This is a genomic window from Cupriavidus sp. 10L43_2, assembly GCF_056395265.1.
Window position 1 is genome coordinate 1 of the sequence record NZ_JBFTJE010000001.1, and the last position, 19,484, is coordinate 19,484.

Annotated in this window: 16 protein-coding genes; 8 read left to right on the plus strand and 8 right to left on the minus strand. The window is 67.8% G+C overall.

The window, feature by feature from the left end:
- Positions 1-227: 227 nt before the first annotated feature.
- Complete coding sequence (gene eutC, locus AC1DEL_RS00005) at positions 228-995, minus strand: ethanolamine ammonia-lyase subunit EutC (protein ID WP_477125140.1); 768 nt, start codon at positions 993-995, stop codon at positions 228-230.
- 18 nt (positions 996-1,013) lie between these two features.
- Positions 1,014-2,396 (minus strand): ethanolamine ammonia-lyase subunit EutB, encoded by a 1,383-nt coding sequence (locus tag AC1DEL_RS00010; RefSeq protein ID WP_477109022.1) that lies wholly within the window; start codon positions 2,394-2,396, stop codon positions 1,014-1,016.
- A gap of 159 nt (positions 2,397-2,555) precedes the next feature.
- Between AC1DEL_RS00010 and AC1DEL_RS00015 the strand changes: the two genes are divergently transcribed.
- Positions 2,556-3,647: an AI-2E family transporter gene (locus AC1DEL_RS00015; RefSeq protein WP_477125139.1), complete on the plus strand. Its 1,092-nt coding sequence runs from the start codon at positions 2,556-2,558 to the stop codon at positions 3,645-3,647.
- A gap of 85 nt (positions 3,648-3,732) precedes the next feature.
- Here AC1DEL_RS00015 and AC1DEL_RS00020 read toward each other — a convergent pair whose 3' ends face one another.
- Genes AC1DEL_RS00020 through AC1DEL_RS00030 form a run of 3 tightly spaced genes read right to left on the minus strand, consistent with a single transcriptional unit; the run spans position 3,733 to position 7,801 of the window.
- Positions 3,733-4,878, minus strand: a complete 1,146-nt coding sequence (locus tag AC1DEL_RS00020; protein WP_477125138.1) for a CaiB/BaiF CoA transferase family protein — start codon at positions 4,876-4,878, stop codon at positions 3,733-3,735.
- A 46-nt stretch (positions 4,879-4,924) separates the two neighbouring features.
- Positions 4,925-5,932 carry a Bug family tripartite tricarboxylate transporter substrate binding protein gene (locus AC1DEL_RS00025; RefSeq protein WP_092294313.1) on the minus strand — a complete coding sequence of 336 codons (1,008 nt, stop codon included), beginning with the start codon at positions 5,930-5,932 and terminating at the stop codon, positions 4,925-4,927.
- A gap of 60 nt (positions 5,933-5,992) precedes the next feature.
- Positions 5,993-7,801, minus strand: a complete 1,809-nt coding sequence (locus tag AC1DEL_RS00030) for an acyl-CoA dehydrogenase family protein (protein WP_477110383.1) — start codon at positions 7,799-7,801, stop codon at positions 5,993-5,995.
- A gap of 92 nt (positions 7,802-7,893) precedes the next feature.
- On the opposite strand from AC1DEL_RS00030, the gene AC1DEL_RS00035 reads away from it, so the two are divergent.
- From AC1DEL_RS00035 to AC1DEL_RS00050, 4 genes are all read left to right on the plus strand, one after another.
- Complete coding sequence (locus tag AC1DEL_RS00035) at positions 7,894-8,787, plus strand: LysR family transcriptional regulator (RefSeq protein ID WP_092294309.1); 894 nt, start codon at positions 7,894-7,896, stop codon at positions 8,785-8,787.
- A 361-nt stretch (positions 8,788-9,148) separates the two neighbouring features.
- Positions 9,149-9,451, plus strand: coding sequence for a FeoA family protein (locus AC1DEL_RS00040; protein WP_092294307.1), 303 nt, complete (start codon positions 9,149-9,151; stop codon positions 9,449-9,451).
- 37 nt (positions 9,452-9,488) lie between these two features.
- Positions 9,489-11,354, plus strand: coding sequence for a ferrous iron transport protein B (gene feoB / locus AC1DEL_RS00045; protein ID WP_477159046.1), 1,866 nt, complete (start codon positions 9,489-9,491; stop codon positions 11,352-11,354).
- A 42-nt stretch (positions 11,355-11,396) separates the two neighbouring features.
- Entirely contained in the window at positions 11,397-11,717 is a 321-nt protein-coding gene (locus AC1DEL_RS00050; RefSeq protein ID WP_092294303.1) for a DUF6587 family protein, read from the plus strand.
- 217 nt (positions 11,718-11,934) lie between these two features.
- Here AC1DEL_RS00050 and AC1DEL_RS00055 read toward each other — a convergent pair whose 3' ends face one another.
- Positions 11,935-13,332 carry a hypothetical protein gene (locus tag AC1DEL_RS00055; RefSeq protein WP_477125137.1) on the minus strand — a complete coding sequence of 466 codons (1,398 nt, stop codon included), beginning with the start codon at positions 13,330-13,332 and terminating at the stop codon, positions 11,935-11,937.
- Between the two features lie 459 nt (positions 13,333-13,791).
- On the opposite strand from AC1DEL_RS00055, the gene leuA reads away from it, so the two are divergent.
- Together leuA and AC1DEL_RS00065 are read left to right on the plus strand one after the other, a co-directional pair.
- The gene (gene leuA, locus AC1DEL_RS00060; RefSeq protein WP_477159047.1) at positions 13,792-15,477 is read left to right on the plus strand and encodes a 2-isopropylmalate synthase; all 1,686 of its coding nucleotides are present in this window, start codon (positions 13,792-13,794) and stop codon (positions 15,475-15,477) included.
- 322 nt (positions 15,478-15,799) lie between these two features.
- On the plus strand, positions 15,800-16,444 hold the full coding sequence (locus tag AC1DEL_RS00065; RefSeq protein ID WP_092294399.1) for an OmpW/AlkL family protein: 645 nt from the start codon (positions 15,800-15,802) through the stop codon (positions 16,442-16,444).
- Between the two features lie 46 nt (positions 16,445-16,490).
- On the opposite strand, the gene AC1DEL_RS00070 is transcribed toward AC1DEL_RS00065, so the two are convergent.
- Entirely contained in the window at positions 16,491-17,981 is a 1,491-nt protein-coding gene (locus AC1DEL_RS00070) for an AMP nucleosidase (protein WP_092294397.1), read from the minus strand.
- Between the two features lie 223 nt (positions 17,982-18,204).
- Here AC1DEL_RS00070 and AC1DEL_RS00075 point away from each other — a divergent pair, with 223 nt between their 5' ends.
- Positions 18,205-18,594 carry a GNAT family N-acetyltransferase gene (locus tag AC1DEL_RS00075; RefSeq protein WP_092294295.1) on the plus strand — a complete coding sequence of 130 codons (390 nt, stop codon included), beginning with the start codon at positions 18,205-18,207 and terminating at the stop codon, positions 18,592-18,594.
- A 41-nt stretch (positions 18,595-18,635) separates the two neighbouring features.
- On the opposite strand, the gene AC1DEL_RS00080 is transcribed toward AC1DEL_RS00075, so the two are convergent.
- On the minus strand, positions 18,636-19,307 hold the full coding sequence (locus tag AC1DEL_RS00080) for an NADPH-dependent F420 reductase (RefSeq protein ID WP_477125136.1): 672 nt from the start codon (positions 19,305-19,307) through the stop codon (positions 18,636-18,638).
- Between the last annotated feature and the right edge of the window lie 177 nt (positions 19,308-19,484).

Below are 19,484 nucleotides of genomic sequence, written 5' to 3' on the forward strand. Positions count from 1 at the left end.
TCGAACGACACCACCGACAATGCCCCGGCGCTGGCCGCGCCGGGAACCTTAAGGAAGTACTGCTGCTGCCCGCTCAACGTTGCGCCGAGCGCGTCGAAACCCTCTGCCATCAGTCATCGCTCCGTAGCCGCCGCAGTGTCTGGCACTGCACATGCGGCATACTAAAAGCGACGAGCGAACCACTACAATCGTAAAACCCTGAAATACGCCGGCAGGGCGTTTTCCCGCTAGCCCGGCAGCCCGACGGGGTCGCCCCCCTCACTATCCTCCTTCAACTCCACCCCCGACCTTCCCAGCGCCACCGCGCCGCGCATCAAAAACACCAGCCTTTCCGCCGCTGTCGCGTATGGCAATCCCTCCGGCCTGACATTCGAGATGCAGTTCCGCTGCGCGTCGGTCCGTCCGGGCTTCGGGTCGTAGGTCAGATAAATCCCAAGACTATCCGGCGAACTGAGGCCGGGCCGTTCGCCGATCAACATCACGATCTGGCGGGCGCCTAGGAGATCTCCGATTTCGTCGCCGAGGGCCACGCGGGACTGGCGGGCCACCACGACCGGGCCGATGTGCCAGTCGGCCAGCCGCGCCAGCACGGCGCGCAGCAGCGGCACGGCGTGGCGTTGCGCGGCCAGCGCGGAGAGGCCGTCAGCAATCACGAACACGGCGTCGGGGGTCTGGGCGGGCCGCTCGTTGGCCAGCGCTTCGTAGCTTTCGGCGTCCAGCCGGCGGCCGAGGTCGGGGCGGCGGAGGTATTGGTCGCGGTCCGGTGCCGCGCTGTGGACGTGCTGCGCGGTAAGTCCCGCCTCCTGCAAGGCCATGTCGATGGCCGTGACGTCGAGCGGCAGGTGCACCGCGTCACGCGCCTGCGCGTGGGCGAGGCCGAAGGCGAGCACATCCCCCGTCTTCTGCGCGTGGCCGGTGCGGCCCAGCGCCACGCGCGCCCGGGTGTACTGGCGCAACTGGGTCCAGGGATCGATGTCGGCGGGCGGCTTGGGCATGATCGGCTCCATCGTGCGTTACAGCGTGCGCGCCAGGTCCAGCAGGGGCGCGCGCGCGGCCGGCTCCAGCACCCGGCCGGCATCGTCGAGGATGCCCATCCGTTGCAGCCACGCTTCGAACTCCGGCGCGGGGCGCAGGCCGAGCACCTCGCGCAGGTACAGCGCATCGTGGAACGACGTGCTCTGGTAGTTGAGCATGATGTCGTCCGCGCCCGGCACGCCCATGATGAAGTTGATGCCGGCCACGCCGAACAGCGTCAGCAGCGTGTCCATGTCGTCCTGGTCGGCCTCGGCGTGGTTGGTGTAGCAGACGTCGCAGCCCATCGGCACGCCCAGCAGCTTCCCGCAAAAATGGTCTTCGAGCCCGGCGCGGATGATCTGCTTCCCGTCGTACAGGTACTCGGGGCCGATGAAGCCGACCACGGTATTCACCAGCAGCGGCTCGAACGCACGCGCCACGGCGTAGGCGCGCGCCTCCATGGTCTGCTGGTCCACGCCATGGTGCGCGTTGGCGGACAGCGCGCTGCCCTGGCCGGTCTCGAAGTACATGACGTTGTCCCCCACCGTGCCGCGCTGCAGCGCCAGCGCCGCCTGCCGGGCTTCGTCGAGCAGGGCCAGCGAGATGCCGAACGCCTCGTTGGCGCGCTGGCTGCCGGCCACGGACTGGAACACGAGGTCCACCGGCGCGCCCAGTTCCATCGCCCGCAGTGTGTTGGTGACGTGGGTCAGCACGCAGGACTGAGTCGGCACGTCGTAGCGCGTGCGCGCATCGTCGATCAGCCGTAGCAGCTTGACGATGGCGGCGAGGTTATCGCCAGCCGGGTTCACGCCGATGGTGGCGTCCCCGCAGCCGTAGAGCAGGCCGTCGATGATGGACGCGGCGATGCCGCGCGGGTCGTCGGTGGGATGATTGGGCTGCAGGCGCACGGCCAGCCTGCCTGGCAGGCCGATGGTGCTGCGCAGCCGCGTGACCACGCGGCACTTGCGCGCCACGGCGATCAAATCCTGATTGCGCATGAGCTTGCTGACCGCCGCCGCCATCTCGGGCGTGATGCCGGGCGCCACGCGGCGCAGCGTGGCCTCGTCGGTCTCGTGGCGCAGCAGCCAGTCCCGGAAACCGCCCACGGTCAGCGCGCCGATCTCGGCGAAGGCGGCGGCATCGTGGCGATCGACGATCAACCGCGTGACCTCGTCGTCCTCATAGGGAATCAGCGCTTCGGAGAGGAAGTGTCCGAGCGGCACATCCGCCAGCGCCATGCGCGCGGCCATGCGCTCCTCCTCGTCCCCGGCGGCGATGCCGGCCAGCGCGTCGCCCGAGCGCGCCGGGCTGGCCCGGGCCAGCAGCGTGCGCAAGTCGGCAAAGACATGCCGGCGCGTGCCGACGGTATGGGTGAAGGGCATGGCGTCAGATCTCCGGGAGGAAAGCGTGCGCTGCGTGACTTCAATATACGCGAGCTGGCACGCAAGTTTCACGCCCGATGTGACTTGCTATTGGCGCGCCGCGCGCCGACAATCGATGCGCCCAACCCTTCAACCCAACGCGAACGCGACAGCCGAGACATGCCGCAGGTGGAACAAGACCGCACGCCAGGCCGCCCCCAGACCGGAGACGGCACGCCCAACCCCGATCCGCTCCACCCCGTCCGGCGCCTGACGCCGGGCAGCTGGTTCAGTGTCACGGCGGCGTCATATGCGCTGACCGCCGGCGCGCTCCTGCTGGTGATGCAGGCCAACCTCGTGGCGGCCCTGCTGTCCGGGCTGCTGCTGTATTCGCTGGTCGAAGTGCTGGCCCCGCGCCTCACACGGCATTCCCGGCGGGACGCGCTGGCCGTGCTGATCCTGTCCGCGATCATCCTCTTCGCCCTGAGCGGCGGCATCTGGGCGCTCGTGCGCTTTATCAGCGGCGACGGCAACACGCTCGAACGGCTGATGGACCACGCCGCCGACATCATCGACCGCTCCCGCAACCAGATGCCGCCCTGGGTGAGCGACTCCCTGCCGCGCGGCGTGGAAGAACTCGCCACCACGCTGATCACCACCCTGCGCGAGCACGCCCAGATGGCGCAGCGGCTCGGCGCGGACATCCTGCGCACGCTGCTGCATATCCTGATCGGCTTCGTGATCGGGGCGATGGTAGCGCTGTACCGCGCCATCTCGCGCCCCAATCGCCGTCCGTTGGCCAGCGCACTGATCGCCCATGCGAGCACGCTGCAAGTGGCCTTCTCGCAGTTCATCTTCGCGCAGGTGCAGATCTCGCTGATCAACACCATCCTGACGGCGATCTACCTGCTGGTGGTGATGCCGTTGTTCGGCCAGCACCTGCCGCTCTCGAAGACGCTCGTGGCCATCACCTTCATCGCGGGGCTGCTGCCGGTGCTCGGCAACCTGATCTCGAACACGGCGATCTTCGTGGCGTCGCTGTCGGTGTCCCTGCCGATTGCCGTGGTGTCGCTGGTATACCTCGTGGTGATCCACAAGCTCGAGTACTTCCTGAACGCGCGCATCATCGGCGCGCGTATACAGGCGGCCGCGTGGGAGCTGCTGACGGTGATGCTGGTGATGGAAACGCTCTACGGTATACCCGGCGTGATTGCGGGACCGATCTTCTATGCCTACGTGAAGCGCGAACTGTCCACGGCGGCGCTGGTGTAGGCGATTGTTAACTCGTTGAATGCATTGGCATTCAATGCGCAGCAACGGGTACGCTCCCGTTGCCGCGCGATGAGATTGCGACGGATCAGCCCTCTTTCGCGGCCTCGCGCGGCAGGAACTGGTTGCCCTCCGCCAAGGGCGCGTAGCGGTACGTGGCCGGCGTGCGGCTCAGCTTGACCGGCGCGCCGAGGCCCTTGTAGCCGCCGGGCATCTCCACCACCATCTCGCGGTGCGCGGTGTGCGGATGCTGGAGGGCGTCCGGCACCGACAGCACCGGCGCGCACGGCACCCCGGCCGCCGCCAGGGCATCGGCCAGCGCCTTGCCATCATGCGTGCCCATGCGCGCTTCCAGTTCCACTTTCAGCGAATCGCGATTGACCGAGCGCGCGCCGGCGGTGGCGTAGCGTTCGTCATCGGCCAGCGCGGGCACGCCGAGGTGCTCGCACAGGATACGGAACTGGCGATCGTTGCCCACGGCCAGGAAGATCGGGTCCGTGGCCGTGGCCACCGTGTCGTACGGATAGATATTGGGATGGGCGTTACCGGTGCGTGTCGGTGTCTTGCCACTCATGAACCAGTTGGCCGCGTGCGGATGCAGCAGCGAGAGCCCCGAGTCGTACAGCGCCGCCTCGACGAACTGGCCGCGCCCGCTGCGCGCGCGCTCCTGCAGCGCCAGCAGCACGCCCAGCGCCGCGTTCAGGCCGGTGACCATGTCCACCACGGGCAGGCCGGCGCGCAGCGGGTCACCATCGGCCTCGCCATTGATGCTCATGATGCCGGCCATGGCCTGGATCGCCGCGTCGTAGCCGGGCAGCCCGCCCAGCGGGCCATCGGCGCCAAACCCGGACACCCGGCAGTGCACCAGGCGCGGAAAGCGCTGCGACAGCACGTCGTAGCCCAGCCCCCATTTCTCGAGCGTGCCGGTCTTGAAGTTCTCGACCATCACATCGGCCTCGGCCAGCAGCGACAGCAGCACCTCGCGGTCCGCATCGGCGGTGAGGTCCAGCCGCATCACCCGCTTGTTGCGGTTCAGGCCGAAGTAGTACGACGCCACGCCGTCGCGGAACGGCGGGCCCCAGGTGCGCGTGTCGTCGCCCTGCGGTGGCTCGATCTTGAGCACGTCGGCGCCGTGGTCGCCCAGGATCTGGCCGCAGAACGGCCCGCCCAGGATGCGCGACAAATCAACCACGCGGATGCCGGCCAGCGCGCCGGGAGTGGGGGGCGTCGTCATGATGGTGTCTACCTCGCTATCGTTCTTTTTGGATGGCTTGCGCGCGTCAGTCGAGCTGCGCACCCGACTTTTGTACCACGGCGCGCCACTTGGTGACTTCCGACTTCACAAAGCCGCCGAGCTGCTCGGGCGAGGTGGACGGCGCGAACTCCAGCCCCTGCGCCACCAGCGTCTGACGGACTTCGGGCTGCTTGAGCGCCTCGGCGAAGGCGCCGTTGAGCTTGCGGATCACCTCCGGCGGCGTGCCGGCGGGCGCCACCACGCCGAAGAATACGGACACGTCGAAGCCGGGCACGCCCTGCTCGGCCACGGTCGGCACGTCAGGCAGCGCTTGCGAGCGGCCGCGCGTGGTCACGCCCAGCGCGCGCACCTTGCCGCTCTTGATGAATGGCAGCGCGGTCAGCACGTCGGTGAACGTCATGCTGACCTGCCCGCCCAGCAGGTCATTGAGCGCCGGGCCGGTGCCCTTGTACGGAATGTGCTGGAAGTCGGTGCCGGCGAGGTTGTTGAACAGCACGCCGGCCAGATGCGACGACGCGCCGTTGCCCGACGACGCATAGGTCAGCTTGCCCGGATGCGCCTTGCCGTAGGCAATCAGCTCCTGCACGTTCTTGGCCGGCACGTTGGCGTTCACCACCAGCACGTTCGGCAGATGGCCGATCTGGATCACCGGCGCGAAGCTCTTCACCGGGTCGTAGTTGATCTTCCGATACAGGCTCACGTTGATGGCCAGCGGCGCCGAGGTGCCGAACATCAGCGTGTAGCCGTCCGGCTCGGCGCGCGCCACCGCCTCCGCGCCGATATTGCCGCCGGCGCCGGCGCGGTTCTCCACCACCACGGGCTGGCCCAGGCTGCTCTTGAGCGCGGCGGCCAGTGTGCGGGCCATCGCATCGGTGGGGCCGCCCGGCGGGTAGGTCACCACCATCATGATCGGCTTGGTCGGAAAGTCCTTCTGGGCGAAGGCGGGCGCGGCGGCAAGGCCGAGCGTGGCGGCGGCGAGCGCGGTGAAGGCCGCCAGGGCCGCGCGGCGGTGCCAATGAAGCTTGGGGGGCATGGTTTGTCTCCGGGTGAGGCTTTTTTGTCTATTTGGAACGCAGGAACACGTCAAAACAGGTCAAAACACGTTGATCTCGTCGAGTTGGCCGGCGGGGCGCAGCGCGCCGTCCTCGGGCGGCGCGACAGTCTCGGCCAGCCATGCCGGCTCGGCGCCGCCGGCCAGCGGGTCCTGCGGCAGCACGCGGTACACCAGCACCAGTTGCGCCAGCCGCATGCGACGGACCGAGCCGATGCGGCCCGCTTCCCACGCCATCGCCACGGCGCTGGTCACGTGGTACAGCGCGGAGGCGGCCTGGCGGGCCAGCACATCGCCTTCGGCACCGGCCTCGGCGGCGCGTGCAGCCAGCGCGGCGGCGTTGGCGATGGCCTGCGCGAAGGTGGCCCGAGCCGTGGCATGCATCGGCGTATCGGCCAGCAGGCCAGCCAGATACGTCTGGAGCACGGGCAGCGAGCCCTCGCGGCGGATGGCGCGCAGCACATCCAGCGCGACGATATTGCTCGTACCCTCCCAGATCGACCCCAGGTGCGCATCGCGGACGAGGCGCGGGTCGCTCCATTCCTCGATATAGCCGCAGCCGCCGCGGATCTCCATAGCGTCGCCGGTGACCTTGCGTGCGTCACGGCAGGCGCGGAACTTGATCAGCGGCGTCAGCACGCGCATCAGCGGGTAGGCATCGGCCTCGCCCGCGTCGGCGCGGCGCAGCGCCTCGGCGGTCTGGAACACCATCGTGCGGGCCTGCTCGGTGGGCAGCGTGAGCTTGAGCAGCTGCCGACGCATCAGCGGCATGTCCACCAGCCGCTTGCCGAACGCGCGCCGTTCCCGGGCGATGAACTGCCCCTCGGTCAGCGCGCGGCGCATCAGCCCGGCCGCCCGCACGCCGTTGGAGAGCCGCGAGTTGTTGATCATGTCCGCCATCTGCACGAAGCCCCGGCCCGGCTCGCCCACCAGCCACGCGTGCGCGCCTTCGAGCCGGATCTCGCCGCTGGCCATCGAGCGCGTGCCGAGCTTGTCCTTGAGACGGATGATCCGATAGTGGTTGGCGCTGCCATCGGCCAGCGTGCGCGGCAGCAGGAACAGCGAGACACCCTTGATGCCCGGTGTGGCCGTGCCGTCCGGCTCCTCCATGCGGGCCAGCACCATGGCCAGGGCGGCGTCCGGGTTGGAGCAGAACCACTTGTCGCCTACCAGCCGCCAGCCGCCTTCCACGCTGTCGTCCCGAATCGCGCGCGTGGCGGTGGCCGCCACGTCGGAGCCGGCGCCCTGCTCGGTCATGAACATCGCGCCCTGGTACAGGTCGTCGAAGACCTGCGTGGTCAGGTTGGGCAGATAGCGTTCCACCAGCGCCGGGTCGCCGAACTTGCGCAGCGTGCGGGTCAGCGAGTCCGTCATCGACAGCGGGCAGCACAGCCCGAACTCGGCCTGGACGAACAGATAAGTCAGTGCGTACTTCGCCGCAGGCGGCATGGGCTTGTCCCAGCCGAGCACGCCGCCGCGATGGGAGGCCGCGGCGAGGCCGAATTCGGCGAACGCCACTTTCTCCAGTTCTATATAGGCAGGATCCTTGTGGATGGCCTGCGCGTCGAGGCCGGTGCGAGTGCGATGGGAGAGCGTGGGTGGTGCATGATCCGCCACATTGGCGAGGGTATCGAGTACGCCACCCGCCAGCGCGCCCATGCGCTCAAGATGCGGCAGCATGTGATTGAACAGGTCGGCCGGCAGGTAGAGCGGCAGCAGCGCGCGCAGGTCCGGGTCGGCCGTGAACAGGCTCGTGCCGTGCCGGTCCGGTACCGGATGGGCGATATCTTGAGACGAATCTCGCGAATCGGTCAAAGAAGCGGACGGAATCCGGGCGGCGCTGGTCGGCATGGCTGTCTCCTTGTTTGGGATTCATTATTCGAACGCCAACGATTCGTGTCTAATTCTAAAATTGGCTTGATCCATACAAAATTTATATCGCCATGGAATTCCGTCATCTGCGCTATTTCCTCGTGCTGGCCGAGGAACTGCACTTCGGCCGCGCCGCGCGGCGGCTGTCGATCTCCCAGCCTCCGCTTTCGCTCAACATCCAGCAACTGGAGGCATCGGTGGGGGCGCGGCTGTTCGAGCGCGACAGCCGCGGCGTGCGGCTGACGGCGGCGGGGCGCGCGTTCAAGGAGTCGGCCACGGCGCTGCTGGCGCAGGCCGAGTCGGCGCGCCAGCTGGCCCGGGAGATCGAGGCGGGCGCGGTGGGCCGGCTGCGCGTCGGCTTTGTCGGCTCGATGCTGTACCGGGGCCTGCCCCAGCGCCTGCACGAGTTCCAGCACCGCTACCCCGGCATCCAGGTGGCGTTGACGGAACTCAACTCGCAGGAGCAGATCGACGCCCTGCTACACGGCGAACTCGACGCGGGCTTCATCCACACCAGCCGGGTGCCCGATGAACTGGCCACCGAGCTGGCCCATCGCGAGCCCTTTGTCTGCTGCATGCCGGCAGGCCACCCGCTGGCCCCACGGGCCGAGGTGGCGCTGACCGACCTGCGCGGCGAGCCCTTCGTGCTGTTTTCGCGCAAGGCGTCGCCCGACTATTACAACCGGATCTTCGAGATGTGCGCCGCGCAGGGCTTCTATCCGCAGGTGCGGCACGAGATGCGGCACTGGCTGTCCGTGGTGTCGCTGGTGTCGCAGGGGATGGGCGTGGCTGTGGTGCCGGCGGCACTTGCGCGCTCGGGCATGGCGGGGGCGACCTTCCGGCCGCTGGCCGATGCCACGGTGCCGTCCGAGGTCTATTGCGTGTGGAAGCGGGCGCCTGATCATCCGGCGCGCGACCACTTCGTCGACACCATCCGGCTGGCCGCCGCGCAGGCCGGCGTTTAGAATCCGGTGCGCAATGTGCGCCAAAGAAAAAGCCACCGGTCCAAGGACCAGTGGCTCTGAAGTACGCGTGGAACGGGGTGTTCAGCGTGTCTGGAGCATAGCGCCCCCCTCCCGGCGGACCAATACCACAAATGCGGTATTCGATGGAATACCGGCGCCCGGGCCCCAGATTAGTGCGAATACTGGCGTAATCCCTAGCCCGCGCGCGGACGTGGAGGAAACGCCCCCGCGTACGAAAACGGACGGCTTCTGCCGCGATCCGGTATGGCTTCGGCGCCGAAGCCGCACGAATGCTATACAATCGAGAACGATTTTTATTTACCTTCGCGGGGCGGCGATCCTGCCTGCGCACTGGAAACCTATGCGGTTGTCTGAACTGCCCCGGCGCACGGCCGCCGTTGTGAAATCGGTGGACGATGCCACCGCGAACGATCCCATCTCGCGCCGCCTGCGCGATCTCGGTTTTGTGCCGGGCGAAGCGGTGCAGATCATCGCGTTCGGCCCCTTCGGCAAAGACCCGCTGGTGGCGCAGGTCGGCTTCACGCGCTTTGCGCTGCGCCGCGCCGAAGCGGCCCGCATCACCGTGGAAGTGGTAAGCGCCACCGTTTCCAGCATCGCCCCGGCTACCCAGCCCGACGCCTCCGCCGCCCAGCGCATCGCCTGAGGGCGTTGCCACAGGCCGATCAGGACCCCCTGCCAACATGTCCGTCGCACAACCTCCATCCGCCCTGCGCATTGCGCTGGTGGGCAATCCCAATTGCGGCAAGACCGCACTGTTCAACCGCCTGACCGGCAGCCGCCAGAAGGTGGCCAACTACGCCGGCGTGACCGTCGAGCGCAAGGAAGGCCAGTTCGTCTCGCCAGCCGGCCGCAGCGTGCGCATCCTGGACCTGCCGGGCGCGTACAGCCTGCACGCGGCCAGCCTGGACGAGGCGATCACGCGCGAGGTCTGCATGGGCCAGCGCCCCGGCGAGCCGCGTCCGGACCTCATCGTCTCGGTGGTCGATGCCACCAACCTGCGCCTGCACCTGCGCTTCGTGCTGGAACTGCGCCGGCTGGGCGTGCCGATGGTGGTGGTGCTCAATATGAGCGATGCCGCGGCAAAACGCGGCATCCTGATCGACCGCGACGCGCTGTCGCAGGCGCTCGGCGTACCCGTGGTGCAGACCGTGGCGGTCAAGCGCGATGGCGCCGCGGCGCTGATCGACCTGCTCGACGGCGTGCTGCCGCCAGCCCCGCCGGTGCCGCCGCAGTCCGTTGAGGCGATGTCCGAGCTGGACACGCACGCCGAGGTCAAGCGCCTGCTGGACACCGCCGTGACCATGCCGACGCGCACCGCAAGGCTCGATGACGCGCTCGACCGCGTGATCCTGCACCCGGTGTTCGGCCTGGTCATCCTGGCCGTGCTGCTGTTCTTCATGTTCCAGGCCGTGTTCTCGTGGGCCGAGCCGCTCATGGACGGCATCGAAGGCGCCGTGCACCTGGCCGGCGAGGTCGTGGGCGGCTGGCTGCCCGCTGGCCTGTTGCACAGCCTGATCGTCGATGGACTGATCGCCGGCCTGGGCAGCGTGATCGTGTTCCTGCCGCAGATCCTGATCCTGTTCCTCTTCATTCTCACGCTGGAGGAGTCGGGCTACCTGCCGCGCGCCGCCTTCCTGCTGGACCGCCTGATGATGGGCGCGGGGCTCTCGGGGCGCTCGTTCATCCCGCTGCTGTCGAGCTTCGCCTGCGCGATTCCAGGGATCATGGCCACGCGGACCATCCAGGACCCGCGCGACCGGCTGACCACCATCCTGGTGGCGCCGCTGATGACCTGCTCGGCGCGGCTGCCGGTGTATGCGCTGCTGATCGGCGCGTTCATCCCCGRACGCACCGTGGCCGGCCTGTTCAACCTGCAGGGCCTGGTGCTGTTCGCGCTGTACGTGGCCGGCATCGTCAGCGCCCTGGTGGTGGCCTATGTGCTCAAGTTCTTCCGCCGTGACCGTACCGACCATCCGCTGCTGATGGAACTGCCGTCGTACCGGATTCCGAATCCGCGCGACATCGCCATCGGCCTGTGGGAGCGTGCCCGGATCTTCCTGTCGCGCGTGGGCAAGGTGATCCTGACGCTGACCGTGCTGCTGTGGTTCCTGGCCACGTTCCCGTCGCCGCCGGAAGGCGCCACGCTGCCGGCCATCGACTACAGCTTCGCCGGCATGCTCGGCCGGGCGCTGCAACATGTATTCGCGCCGATCGGCTTCAACTGGCAGATCTGTATCGCACTGGTGCCGGGTCTGGCCGCACGCGAAGTGGCGGTTGGCGCACTCGCCACGGTCTATGCGCTCTCGGGCAGCGACGACGCGGTGGCCGTGCAACTGGCGCCGATGATTGCCGCGCAGTGGTCGCTGGCCACGGCGCTGTCCCTGCTGGCGTGGTACGTGTTTGCGCCGCAGTGCATTTCCACGCTGGCGGTGATCCGGCGCGAGACCAACTCCTGGGCGGTGATGGCGGCTTCGGCGGCCTACCTGACGGGGCTGGCCTACCTCGCGTCGTTCATCACGTATCGTGCGGCGCTGGCATTTGGTTGAGACGAGGTTGAAACTGGCGACACCGACTTGGGTCCAACGGCCATGACGCTCTATCACGCCTTCGAAATCCTGGTGGTCGCGCTGATCGTGGCGGCTTGCGCGGTCCACGTGACGGGCCGCTACATGCCGCGCACGCGGGAACGCGTGAAGGCGTCCCTGGCCGTGCGCCTGGGTGGCGCCGGCGCCACCGGCTGGCGCGCATGGCTGGCGCGGCGTCTGGCGCCGCAGGCCGCCGCCGGTTGCGCCTCCGGGTGCGAGACGAATAGCGGCTGCGGCACGTGCGGGTCGAATACGTCCCCTGCGGCCTCCGCCTCGGCCCCGCCGGAGAACGAGCAGATCATCCGGTTCGTGCGCAAATCCTGACGGCGCAGAGCCCATCCCGACAAAGAACGGCGGTCCTTGCGACCGCCGTTTTTGCATTCTGACCCCGGATCGCTGCACGCAGAAACGGGTACGCTCGTCCTGCCAGACCCGCCCGACGCCCGCAGAAACGGGTACGCCCGCCGCCATCCTGCATCGGCAACGAGCAAAGAAAAACCCGCCGCGCGGGAAGCGCGGCGGGTTTCATCGTCCAGCCGATTTACTGCACCACGCCGGCCAGCGTGATCGACACGGGCATCGCCTCGGGTCCGGCCGTGCAGCGCGCGGTCACCGTGAACGGCCCGTTGGCGAGCGGCGTGATCGATGCCGAGTTCGGCGCGATCACTACCTGGTTCAGGATGATGTTGCTGCTGGCAGTAGACCACGCCCAGCTGCCAAAGCACGGCGAGATGCCTTCGTCGATGCCGCGATGGAGCAGATGCACCGCGATCGTCGCCCCGATACCCGGCGGCACCACCAGCGGCTGCGGACCGTTGTAGACCAGCGCCCAGGTCGGCTGCTCGGTGACGAGCAGGTTGGCGCGCGGCGTCGCGGTCAGCGACAGGCTGCTGGCGAACTCGGCGAGCACGCTTTGCAGCGGTGACGCGCCATTCGGCCGGCTGGTGCTGACCGTGGTCAGGCGCGTGGCGCCATCCGGCAGCACGGCCAGCGACGGCGAGGTCGTGGTGAAGGTCCAAAGGCCGTTGAAGTCCGGTGTGACATCGCTCTCGTCATTACGCACCACCTTCGACGCATAGACCTGCGGATAGCCGTTCAGCACGTTCAGCGCATTGATCTGGGCGCCGTTCTGCGACAGCACCAGCCGGAAGCTCGCCACGCCCGTCTTGACCACCGACACCAGGAACGCGCCTGTCAGCACGGAGTTGTCTGGCGCCGTGACCGAGACCGAGACCACCGACTGGGCCACCGTGTCGGACGCATTCACGCCGCGCAGCATGCCTAAGTTGACCGCGCCGGTGACCTGCACGGCCGCCGTGCTGCTGCTCCAGTTCCAGCCGCTGCCGGCCGTGGAGCGGTCCGCGCCATCACTGTCGATCAGGGACGCCGTGACGGGCAGCACCTGGCCGTCAGTCATCGACAACACCGGATAAGGCAGCGCAAGGCTGTAGGTACGCGTGCCGGGCGCCACCACCGTGATGACGGCCGAGACCTGCGGCAACGCCGTGGTGGCGTTGCTGGCGCCGGTGACGGTGGCCAGCAGGCTGATCGTGGCGGTGCCGGTACCGACGCCGGTCACCACGCCGCTGCCCGGCACCGTGCCATTGCCCACGGCCGCTACGGAACTGTTCGAAGAGGTCCAGACGAAGCTGGTGTTGCCGGTGACGTCGTTGCCGTTGTTGTCCACCACTGACGCAGTCAGCGAAATCGAGCTGCCGACGGAGACCTGGCCGGAGGTCTGGCTCATCACCACGGTGTACGACTTGGCAGCCGTCGCGCCATTCCCGCCATTGCCGCCGTTGCCACCGCTCCCGCCATTGCCGGCGCTGCCCGTCGGCGAGGTACCTCCCCCGCTGGACCCGCCGCCGCCGCCGCAGGCTGCCATCAGCGCGACGGTCGCCGCGCAGGCGAGCCAGGATATCCATCGACGTGTCGTCATGGTTTGTCCCCTTCTGTTGTAATGTCCCGTTCCCGTGCTACGAGACTAGGCGCGATCCGCCAGGCGATGTACTGGCCAGAGGACTGAGCGCCACCCCACATATCGGGATGAGGTCATCCCCGGTCTACGGCAAGCGGTTGACGCCAAGTGCGGATTTCGACTACGCTGGCGGCTTAACCCTTTCGCGCACGATGCACGCCTCCGCCCTCCTCCTCCGCCACGCCGTTGATGCCCCGCGCATCGATGCCGCCGTGCGCGCGTGCGTGGCGCGGGCTGGCCGGCTGTCGCGCGGCGGCCTGGCCGCATCCCCCTCCTCGCTACTACTAGACCTAACGACCGGTTGCCGGGCCTAGCGCCCCGTGGCAGTTCGGCAGCCGTCTATCGCCACCGTTTTCCCGTTTTTTCCCCGAATTTTTGATTTTTGCCTGTCGCATCTTCCCGCGAGGAAGGAGAACACCCATGTTGCGCAATCCCGCCGCCAAGTACCGCCCCGCCACCACCGTCAACCTGCCTGACCGCACCTGGCCGTCGCGCCAGATCACGCGCGCCCCGCGCTGGATGAGCACCGACCTGCGCGACGGCAACCAGGCCCTGATCGAGCCGATGAACCCCGCGCGCAAGCTGCGCTTCTTCGAGCAGTTGGTGAAGGTGGGGCTGAAGGAGATCGAGGTGGCCTTCCCGTCGGCCTCGCAGACCGATTTCGACTTCGTCCGCATGCTGATCGAAGAAGACCGGATTCCCGCCGACGTGAACATCGTGGTGCTGACCCAGTYGCGCGAGGACCTGATCCGGCGCACCGTGGAGTCGGTACGTGGCGCGCGCCAGGCCACCATCCACCTGTACAACCCGATCGCGCCGGCGTGGCGCCGCATCGTCTTCAATGCCTCGCGCGAGGAAATCCGCGAGGTGGCCGTGAGTGGCACGCGCCTGATCCGCGAACTGACCGATGCGATGCCGGAAACGGCCTGGACCTACGAGTATTCGCCCGAGACCTTCAGCCTGGCCGAACTCGATTTCTCGCTTGAGGTTTCCGATGCGGTATCGGCTGTATGGGAGCCGTCCGCCACCCGCCCGATGGTGCTGAACCTGCCGACCACCGTGGAATGCAGCACGCCTAACGTGTTCGCGGACCAGGTGGAATGGATGCATCGCCATCTGGCGCGGCGCGAGCATATCGCGCTGTCCGTCCATCCGCACAATGACCGCGGCACCGCCGTGGCCGCCGCCGAGCTGGCCGTGATGGCCGGCGCGGACCGCGTGGAAGGCTGCCTGTTCGGCAACGGCGAGCGTACCGGCAACGTCGACCTCGTCACGCTGGCGCTGAACCTCTACACCCAGGGCGTGGCCCCGGAACTCGATTTCTCGGATATCGACGAGGTGCGCCAGTGCGTGGAGCACTGCAACCAGCTGCCCGTGCATCCGCGCCATCCATACGTCGGCGATCTCGTCTTCACGGCGTTTTCCGGCTCGCACCAGGACGCCATCCGCAAGGGCTTCGCCCAGCAGAAGCCGGACGCGATCTGGGAAGTGCCCTACCTGCCGATCGACCCGGCCGACCTCGGCCGCAGCTACGACGCCGTGATCCGCGTGAACAGCCAGTCCGGCAAGGGCGGCATGGCCTACCTGCTCGAACAGGCGCATGGCATCTTCATGCCGCGCCGCCTGCAGATCGAATTCAGCCGCGCGGTGCAGGCGATGACCGACGAAACGGGCCTGGAAGCGAGCGCCGACGACCTCTACGCGCTGTTCCGCCGTGAGTACCTCGACGTGGACGCGCCGCTGCGCTATGTCTCGCATCGCATGGTGTCGACGAGCGAGGCCAGCGTGGAGATCGAGGTGGAACTGGTACGCGATGGCCAGCCGGTGCGGGCGCGCGGCGCGGGCAATGGCCCGATCGACGCCGTGGTCGACGCCTTCGTGCGCGGCCTGGGCCTGCCGGTGCGGGTGATGGACTATCACGAACATGCGCTGACCGCCGGCGCCGATGCGCGTGCGGCCTGCTATGTGGAAGTGCGCGTCGGCGATTCGCCGACGGGCTTCGGCGCGGGCGTGGATGCGAACATCGTCACGGCGTCCCTGCGCGCGGTGGTGTGCGGCGTGAACCGGCACATCGGGCGCGCCAGCCAGGAAGCACAGGCGGCCTGAGGCGGATTACGGCGGATTGAGTCCCGCCGCCGTGGAGAAAACCGGTGTGCCCCGCCCCCACGGGGCACACCCGGAAAGACGTCCTTGCGGACGCCCACGACATGCGCGATGCATTCACCACGTGCGCACAGCGTACGGGCCGCATCGCGCGGGCGCCACGAATAAATCCGCATGTAAATAGAAGGGAGCGGGCGCACGCCCGGAATCATCGGCTGTCGCGCGGCCGCCACGCGAGGCCGCGCGGCTTGCGCTGGGTCAAGGTGGGGATGAGAGGCAAAGGCCACACTGGTCGCACAGTTATTCCTCGCCTGTGCATACCAACATGACCAACATCTCTCTCACTCGCAAGACACTCTGCTCCACCCTGGCCGCGCTGGCGGCCTCCGCCGCGTTCGCGGCCCCGGCCATGGCTGCCGAGGAAGCCCAGGGCAACTGGATGGTGCGCATGCGCGGCACCTTCCTCGACATGTCCAACAAGTCCGATCCGGTGGGCGGCGTGGGCGCGTCGGACCGCATCCACGTCAACAACAAGTGGATTCCGGAAGTCGACATCACGTATTTCATCGTGCCGCACATCGCTGCCGAACTGGTGCTGACGATTCCGCAGAAGCAGGACGTCTCGCTCGATGGCCAGAAAATCGGCACGTTCAAGCACCTGCCGCCCAGCCTGCTGCTCCAGTACCACTTCATCCCGAACGGCACGTTCCGGCCGTACATCGGCGCGGGCGTGAACGCGACGCGCGTCTACGGCGCGGACATCGCCGGCAACACGCTGAACCTGGACCGCTGGAGCGTGGGGCCTGCCCTGCAGATCGGCATGGACTACAAGCTCACCAAGAACTGGTTCCTGAACGTGGACGCCAAGAAGGTCTGGATCTCCAGCAACGTGTATGCGGGCGGTGTGAAGGTATCCACGGTCAAGCTCGATCCGTGGCTGTTCAGCGCCGGGGTGGGTTACCGGTTCTGATGTGTTGATGTCGGACGCCCCGCTCCGCCCGGAGCGGGGGCAATGCTCAGCGGAAGGCCGGCTCGTCGAAGCTGCGCAACTTCCGCGAGTGGAGTTCTTCCACGCCGTTCTCCCGCAGGATACGGATCGCCTCGAGGCCGATCGTCATATGCTGGCTCACGCGCTGCCGATAGAAGGTATTGGCCATGCCGCGCAGCTTCAACTCCCCATGCAAGGGCTTGTCGGACACGCATAGCAGCGTGCCGTAGGGCACGCGCAGCCGGAAGCCATTGGCGGCGACCGTCGCACTTTCCATGTCGATGGCAATCGCGCGGGACTGGTTGAAGCGCGCATAGAGCGATTTCGACTTCAACTCCCAGTTGCGGTCATCGGTGGACACCACCGTCCCGGTCCGCATGCGCGTCTTCATCTCGTTGCCGGACAGGCCGGTGATGCGGGCGACGGCCTCCTGCAGCGCCACCTGGATCTCGGCGATCGGCGGCACCGGCACCCATGGCGGCAGGTCGTGATCGAGCACGTGGTCGTCCCGCACATAGGCGTGCGCCAGCACGTAGTCGCCAAGCTGCTGCGAGCGGCGCAGGCCGCCGCAGTGGCCCACCATCAGCCAGCAATGCGGACGCAGCACGGCGAGGTGATCGGTCATCGTCTTCGCGTTCGACGGCCCGACGCCGATATTGACCAGCGTGACGCCGAGCTTGTCCTCGCGCACAAGGTGGTAGGCCGGCATCTGCGGCAGCGCGCGCGGGCGGGTGGCGTCGTCGGGTTCGCTTTCGCCGAGGTTCTGGGTCACGTCCCCCGGTTCGATGAAGCGCACGTAGCCGTCGCCGCCATCCCCAGACATCAGCGAGCGGCCCAGCGCGACGAACTCATCGACATAACGCTGATAGTTCGTGAACAGGACAAAACGCTGGAAGTGGTGCGGCGCCGTGCCGGTGTAGTGGTAGAGCCGCTGCAGGGCCAGGTCCACGCGCTCCGCCGAGAACAGCGAGAGCGGCCAGGCTTCGCCGGGCGTGGGCTCGTAGGTGCCATTGGCGATGGAGTCGTCGATGCGGCTCAGCTCGGGCAGCACGAACGACGCCTCCAGCTCGCGCGCCTGGGTGTAGCTGATGTCGGTGGTCGAAGCTTCGATGACGAACGGCAGCGGGATCGGCCGGCGCGACAGGCCGACGACCACCGGCACGCGGTGATAGCGCATCAGGCGCTCGATCTGGTCGCGGTAGTAGTCGCACAGCAGGTCCGGTCGCGTGACCGTGGTGCCGTACACGCCGGGGTAGGCGACCGTACCCCACGAAGGGCGGCTGTCGGTCACCATGGTTTCGAGGTTGACCGAGATGCCGAGGTACGGGTAGCACGCGTGCGCCGCCGATGGGAGGGGCTTGCCCTGCGCGAAGGCGTCGAAGCGCGCGCGCACGGCGGCGACCGAGCCGTCGTAGATCTCGCGAATGCGCGCCAGCGCGCTGTCCGCGTCAGAGAACTCGGCCAACTGATCGGCCGGATGGGCGGAAGAGAAGATCGAGGCGTTCATGGCGACCATCATACCGCGCGGCATCGCGCCGTGGCGGCAATCGATGGCGTTGCGTGGGAATACGAACGCTTGTGCGCTTTGCACCGTGCATTGTTTGACGCATCCATATCCGCTTCGCTACACTCTGTCGCCATTCGCGCCGCACATCGCAGCTTCGTGGCGCAAACGCCGCTGCGCTCCCCACTTTGGTTGGGGGTGTGGCACGCGACATGGTATCTGGCAGGAGGAGCCGTCGATGGAAATCCGTAACCCGTTGCCCGCAGAGATCGAGGCGGCCAGGCGTCTGTTGGCCGCCAACGGTTGGGAGCAACAGGTCGGCAATGCGGAACGCTTCGCGCAACTGATCGCCAATTCCCAACGCGTAGCCGTGGCCGTGGAGAAGGGCGAGGTGATCGGCTTCGCCCGCGCCCTCTGCGACGACATCGCCAACGGCTACATCTCGATGGTGGCCGTGGCGCCGCAGCATCGCCGGCGCGGCATCGGCCGGGCGCTGGTGCGCCAGGTCATGGGCAACGATCCCGACATCGTCTGGGTGTTGCGCGCGGCACGCTCCTCGGAAGCCGCCTTCTTCGGCCAACTCGGCTTTGCGCCGTCGATGGTCGCCATGGAGTGGCGGCGGCGCTGATTTTCCGGCGCTGTTACTCCGCCGCTGTTACTCCACCACTGTTACTCCGCCATCGCGCGCCGGAAAGCGTCCGCCGAGCCCATCTGGCGGAACAGCTTGCCACCCGGCGCGAAGCGGTCCGCCGTCGACAGGCCGCCTACCACCACCGGTTCGAACCCCACCTCACGCACCAGTTGCGCGGCCACGGCTAGCGCAGCCGCGTCGTCGCCAGCCATCGGCACCGCCATCAGCGCGCCCTGGCGATGGCTCTCGCGGGCAAACTCCGCCGCGCCCGTGAAGTTGAACACGCGCACGATCCGCGCGCCGGCCAGGTACTTGGCCGTGGTGGCGCCGATGCCATTGGCTTTCACCTCCTCCACGATCGCCCCGTCGCGCGGCGAGACCGCATTGGTGGCATCGAGCACGATCTTGCCCTGCCATTTGTTCTGCTGGCCCACCTCGGGCACGGCGCCGTAGGGCACGGCCAGTAGCAGCACATCGGCAAAGGCCACCGCCTGCGCCACCGTGCCGGCCTGTGCCAGCGGGCCGAGCGAATCCGTCAGGCTCTTCAGGGACTCCGGGTGACGCGAGGAGAACATCACGGGGTGCCCAGCCTTCACGAACAGGCCGCCCACGGTGCCGCCGATGCGCCCCGAGCCGATCACGCCGATCTTCGATTTGGCTGGCGTCTGCGCCATGGCCGGCAGCGCGCCCGCCACGACCACAAGCCCCATCGCCCTCAGCACCCTGCGCCGGCCCCGGTGCATGTGTGTCGATTCGTGCCCCATGGCCTCGCCCCAGCAGTTCCGATCTAGCCACTCTAGGCGAAATCCACGCCACCGGCGCTGTCATGGGAGTGTCATCGCCGCTGCCTAGACTGACGCGCGACCACGTGCCGTCTTCGGCACTTA

Coding starts and splice junctions, on each gene's coding strand:
- eutC (WP_477125140.1), bottom strand. CDS start 995: ATGCCCAAGCCGCCCGCCGACATCGATCCCTGGACCCAGTTGCGCCAG.
- AC1DEL_RS00010 (WP_477109022.1), bottom strand. CDS start 2,396: ATGCCCTTCACCCATACCGTCGGCACGCGCCGGCATGTCTTTGCCGAC.
- AC1DEL_RS00015 (WP_477125139.1), top strand. CDS start 2,556: ATGCCGCAGGTGGAACAAGACCGCACGCCAGGCCGCCCCCAGACCGGA.
- AC1DEL_RS00020 (WP_477125138.1), bottom strand. CDS start 4,878: ATGACGACGCCCCCCACTCCCGGCGCGCTGGCCGGCATCCGCGTGGTT.
- AC1DEL_RS00025 (WP_092294313.1), bottom strand. CDS start 5,932: ATGCCCCCCAAGCTTCATTGGCACCGCCGCGCGGCCCTGGCGGCCTTC.
- AC1DEL_RS00030 (WP_477110383.1), bottom strand. CDS start 7,801: ATGCCGACCAGCGCCGCCCGGATTCCGTCCGCTTCTTTGACCGATTCG.
- AC1DEL_RS00035 (WP_092294309.1), top strand. CDS start 7,894: ATGGAATTCCGTCATCTGCGCTATTTCCTCGTGCTGGCCGAGGAACTG.
- AC1DEL_RS00040 (WP_092294307.1), top strand. CDS start 9,149: ATGCGGTTGTCTGAACTGCCCCGGCGCACGGCCGCCGTTGTGAAATCG.
- AC1DEL_RS00050 (WP_092294303.1), top strand. CDS start 11,397: ATGACGCTCTATCACGCCTTCGAAATCCTGGTGGTCGCGCTGATCGTG.
- AC1DEL_RS00055 (WP_477125137.1), bottom strand. CDS start 13,332: ATGACGACACGTCGATGGATATCCTGGCTCGCCTGCGCGGCGACCGTC.
- AC1DEL_RS00065 (WP_092294399.1), top strand. CDS start 15,800: ATGACCAACATCTCTCTCACTCGCAAGACACTCTGCTCCACCCTGGCC.
- AC1DEL_RS00070 (WP_092294397.1), bottom strand. CDS start 17,981: ATGATGGTCGCCATGAACGCCTCGATCTTCTCTTCCGCCCATCCGGCC.
- AC1DEL_RS00075 (WP_092294295.1), top strand. CDS start 18,205: ATGGAAATCCGTAACCCGTTGCCCGCAGAGATCGAGGCGGCCAGGCGT.
- AC1DEL_RS00080 (WP_477125136.1), bottom strand. CDS start 19,307: ATGGGGCTTGTGGTCGTGGCGGGCGCGCTGCCGGCCATGGCGCAGACG.